The organism is Pedococcus sp. P2_E4 (genome assembly GCF_056403935.1).
In genome coordinates, this window is record NZ_JBFUEO010000079.1 from 1 (window position 1) to 4,277 (window position 4,277).

3 protein-coding genes and 1 tRNA gene are annotated in these 4,277 nt (G+C 67.7%); 3 read left to right on the forward strand and 1 reads right to left on the reverse strand.

The genetic code is table 11. The features are described 5' to 3' along the window. Nucleotides 1-2,254, forward strand: a 2,254-nt coding sequence (locus AC1DV7_RS18100; protein ID WP_477598724.1) for a cell wall-binding repeat-containing protein, incomplete at its 5' end; no start/stop codon positions are given. A gap of 161 nt (nt 2,255-2,415) precedes the next feature. On the opposite strand, the gene AC1DV7_RS18105 is transcribed toward AC1DV7_RS18100, so the two are convergent. After that, nucleotides 2,416-2,486, reverse strand: a tRNA-Gly gene (locus AC1DV7_RS18105). Nucleotides 2,487-2,601: 115 nt separating this feature from the next. Between AC1DV7_RS18105 and dcd the strand changes: the two genes are divergently transcribed. Both dcd and AC1DV7_RS18115 read left to right on the forward strand, forming a co-directional pair. Beyond that, complete coding sequence (dcd, locus tag AC1DV7_RS18110; protein ID WP_477598725.1) at nt 2,602-3,177, forward strand: dCTP deaminase; 576 nt, start codon at nt 2,602-2,604, stop codon at nt 3,175-3,177. A gap of 96 nt (nt 3,178-3,273) precedes the next feature. After that, nucleotides 3,274-4,224, forward strand: a complete 951-nt coding sequence (locus AC1DV7_RS18115) for an aldo/keto reductase (protein WP_477598726.1) — start codon at nt 3,274-3,276, stop codon at nt 4,222-4,224. Nucleotides 4,225-4,277 lie beyond the last annotated feature (53 nt).

Here is a 4,277-nt window from a genome sequence, read left to right on the forward strand (position 1 = left end):
TCGGTATTCCACGTCGGTGGCGGTGTCGAAGTCGCAGTTTGCGCCCGGTGTGGCTGTGGCGTACCTCGCGTCGGGGGTGAACTTTCCCGACGCTCTTGCGGGTGGGCCTGTGGCGGCGCTGCGTGGAGGTCCGGTGCTGCTGACGGCGCAAACCTCGTTGCCGGCGGTGGTCGCCGCCGAGCTTGCCCGGTTGAAGCCGGCGAAGATCGTGATCCTCGGTGGCACCGGCAGCGTCTCAGCGGCGGTTTCTGCGCAAACGGGGTGGGCCGCGACTCCACCACAGGTATCGTCTGCCAGTCTCCCGGCTGGGACCACCACGGTTCCCTACGTAGCCCAACTGGCCACGGCAGACGGGCGCCCGGGTTCGTGGCGCATCAGCAGCGGCGGCCTTCCGCCCGGTCTGACCCTGTCCGGCTCGCAAATCAGGGGCATTCCGTCAGCGCCGGGAGTCTATTCCTTCACCGTCACCCTGACGGACGTGCTGGGGCGGGTGACCAGCCTCGGTAAGGCAATAACCATCGCGAAGAAGTTCGTGTGGGCAGCACCCACGTTGGTTTACCCGAGCCACGGCCTGCCGAGCGCAATTTCCTGCGCGGGTGTCGACTTCTGCGCAGTGGTGGACGCGAAGGGTTCGGCCGTGGTGCTGCGAGCGGGGGCCTGGTCCCAGCCGGCCAAGGCGGAACCAGCTCTCAATCTGACCTCCGTGTCGTGTACTGGATCGGCGTTTTGCATGGCGGTTGGGGCCTTCGGTAACTACACCATCTGGAATGGCTCGGCGTGGAGCACACCGCGCGCGATCGCAGAGGCGAATTTGCAGTCGGTTTCCTGTACGTCGGCAACCTTCTGCGTCGCAGTGGACAGCAACAGCGGTCGCGGCTTTGTCTGGAAGGGTCTGTCCTGGGCCGCCGTTTCCGTCCTCCCGCAGGCGTCCGGGACCATCCCCATGCAGGTGTCATGCCGTTCGAGCGCCTTCTGCGCCGCCGTCGACGACTCCGGTCGTGCGTCCGTCTTCAACGGATCGGCGTGGTCCAGTCCGCGCGCGGTCGCGACGGCCGGTTTGCATTCAGTTTCCTGCGCATCGACTTCCGTCTGCATCGCCGTCGAGGAGTCCGGCCGTGCGTACAGGTACAGCGGGAACGCCTGGTCGTCCATTCCAGCAGTACCAGTCAGCGGTCAATCTGGGCAACGAATTGCGGGGATGTCCTGTCCGAGCCCAACGTTCTGCCGGGTCGTGAAGTCGGATTCGTTCGGGATGGCCACGACAGCCACGTGGAATGGGGTTGCCTGGTCCGCTTCCACCACCATGAGTTCATCAGCCATCCTGCCGGTCGGACTGTCTTGCGCCGCGCCTTCCAGCTGCTACGCCGTGGGCCTCTGGGGCGAGGTGATCAGTGGGACCGACGGAGCATGGACATCACCTCAGATGGTCGACCCCAATGTCGGTGGCTTCAGTCAGGTTTCATGCCCGTCGGCCATCCTGTGTCTGGCCATCGGCACTGACGGGTCTGCCTGGATACGGCAGGCCGGTACGTGGAGCAAGTCGGCGGGAGTGTCCGGTCTGGGTGGCCTCTCCTGCGGATCGACGACATTCTGCATGGCGACGGGCGGCACTTTCTATCGCACATGGGATGGCTCGTCGTGGTCACCAGAAGCCCCCATGGACTCGGACCCCGATCCGGTTGGTGCAGTCTCGTGCGGCTCAGAGTCGGTGTGCTTCGCTGTCACCACTGGCGGCATGGTTCGGCGCTGGGACGGCTCGGCGTGGTTGGCACCCCACTCGTTCGGCCTGCCGGCTGCGTACTGGAACACCTACGTCTCGTGCGCAAGCACAAGCTTTTGCATGGCGACGATCAGTTCGTCGAACGACGACGCGAAGTCGTCTGTGTGGAACGGAACGTCTTGGGCGGCCCCTGTCACGGCGGACTCGCAGCATTGGGTCGGCCTTCTCACGTGCGCGCAGAACACGTGCTTGTCAGCCAGTGGGGAGCCAGGCACGACGCGACGCTATCAAGCCGGTAAGTGGGCGACGCTCGCGTCGCAACCACCAGCGACGCTGGGCGCATTGTCCTGTCCATCAGCGACATTCTGTGCCGGCATGAACCTGGAAGGGGAGGCCATCACATGGGAATCCGGAAGATGGATCGCGAAGCCCTTCTCCCGGCCCTACTCGGGCGCCATCGCTGTGTCCTGCGCTACGCAAGACGTGTGCACGATGGTCGATGATCAGGGGTATGTCTTCGAGGGCTCGCGGTGACCGACGTGAGGCGACAGCTCCGTCGTTGAGCCCGTGACGGGAGCCGTCGCGGCGGGGCTCGCTTCGCTCGCGGCACGCTCCTCCCGATTCCCGGCGTGCTCACGAGTCGCACTGGAAGGGCCCCCAAACGGTGAAGCGTGTTTGAGGGCCGGTCCAGTGCGAGCCGGTGACGGGAATCGAACCCGCGTGTCCAGCTTGGGAAGCTGGCGCTCTACCATTGAGCTACACCGGCGAGCGCGCCCGAAGGTCGCGCAAACGCCGCTCGAGAGCGACGCGGCAGGCAGTCTAACCGAACGCGCCCACGAGACTGACGGCCCCCGGCATACCCCTCGCGTTAGTCTCTCCCCGTGCTGCTCAGCGACCGCGACATCAAAGCCGAGATCGACGCCGGACGGGTCGTCCTCGACCCCTACGACCCGGAAATGATCCAACCGAGCAGCATCGACGTGCGCCTCGACAAGTTCTTCCGGTTGTTCGACAACCACAAGTACCCCTACATCGACCCGGCCGAGGACCAGCCCGACCTGACCCGGCTGGTCGAGGTCGACAAGGGCGAGCCGTTCGTCCTGCACCCGGGGGAGTTCGTCCTCGGCTCGATCTTCGAGACGGTCACGCTGCCCGACGACGTGGCCGCCCGCGTGGAGGGCAAGTCCAGCCTGGGGCGCCTGGGCCTGCTCACGCACGCGACGGCCGGCTTCGTCGACCCGGGCTTCACGGGTCACGTCACCCTCGAGCTGAGCAACGTCGCCACCCTGCCGATCAAGCTGTGGCCGGGCATGAAGATCGGCCAGCTCTGCTTCTTCCGCCTGAGCTCCCCCGTCGAGAACCCCTACGGATCGGCCAAGTACGGCTCGCACTACCAGGGCCAGCGCGGCCCCACCGCGAGCCGTTCGTTCAAGAACTTCCACACCAGCGAGGTCTGACCGACCGCGTATGGCGGGTGCCCACCGGCGTGCCCGGCGCACCACCGCGCCGCCCCGGCGTGTGCACCTCAGCTGGCGAGGGACGAGAGTGGAGCCATGAGCGCAGACCTGATGATCGCCCTCGGGGCGATGGAGTTCGGCACCCGCATCGACGAGGAGACCTCGTTCGCGCTGCTCGACCAGTACGTCGACGGCGGAGGCGTGTGGATCGACACGGCCGACTGCTACGCGTTCTGGCTCAGTGACAGCGGCGCCGGGGGCGACAGCGAGGCGCTGATCGGTCGCTGGCTGGCCCAGCGTCCCGGCATGCGCGACCGCGTCAAGATCGCGACGAAGGCAGGCTGCGAGCCCGTCGAGGCAGGCGTCTTCCCCGGCCCGACGACCGGCTTGTCGCGGACCGCCATCGACACCCAGCTCCGGGCCAGCCTCGAACGGCTCGGGCTCGACAGCGTCGACCTGTTCTTCGCGCACCGCGACGACCGTGACGTCCCGGCAGAGGAGGTCGCCGAGACCCTCGGGCAGCACGCAGCCGAGGGCCGGATCGGCCGCGTCGGCCTGTCGAACTGGCCGGTCTGGCGCGCCGAACGCGCCCGTGCCCACGCCGAGAGCCAGGGCCTGACCGGCGCCGACACCCTCCAGCTGCGCTACTCCTACCTCCAGCCGCGGCCCATGGTCCGCAACCGCAGCCACGACCACCGGATGGGCTGGATCACCGACGAGACGCTGGACTACCTCGAGGCCAACCCGCAGTGGGAGGCGTGGGCCTACAGCCCGCTCATGCAGGGCTCGTATGACCGGGACGACCGCGAGCCCGAGGACGCCTTCGACCACCGCGGCAGCGACCAGCGCAAGAAGGTCCTCGCCGAGGTGGCCGCCGACCTCGGCACGACCAAGGGTGCCGTCGTCCTCTCCTGGCTGGTCGGTGGCAACCCCGCGATCCGCCCGATCGTCGCCACGAGTCGGCCCGCCCAGCTCGCCGAGGCCCTCGACGGCGTACGGCTCACCCTGACCGCGGACCAGCGGGCGGCGCTCGACGACGCCTGGTGAGGGCCGCGCACCCAGCTCCACACCCAGCCCGGCCCGCCAGCCCGGCCCAGGCC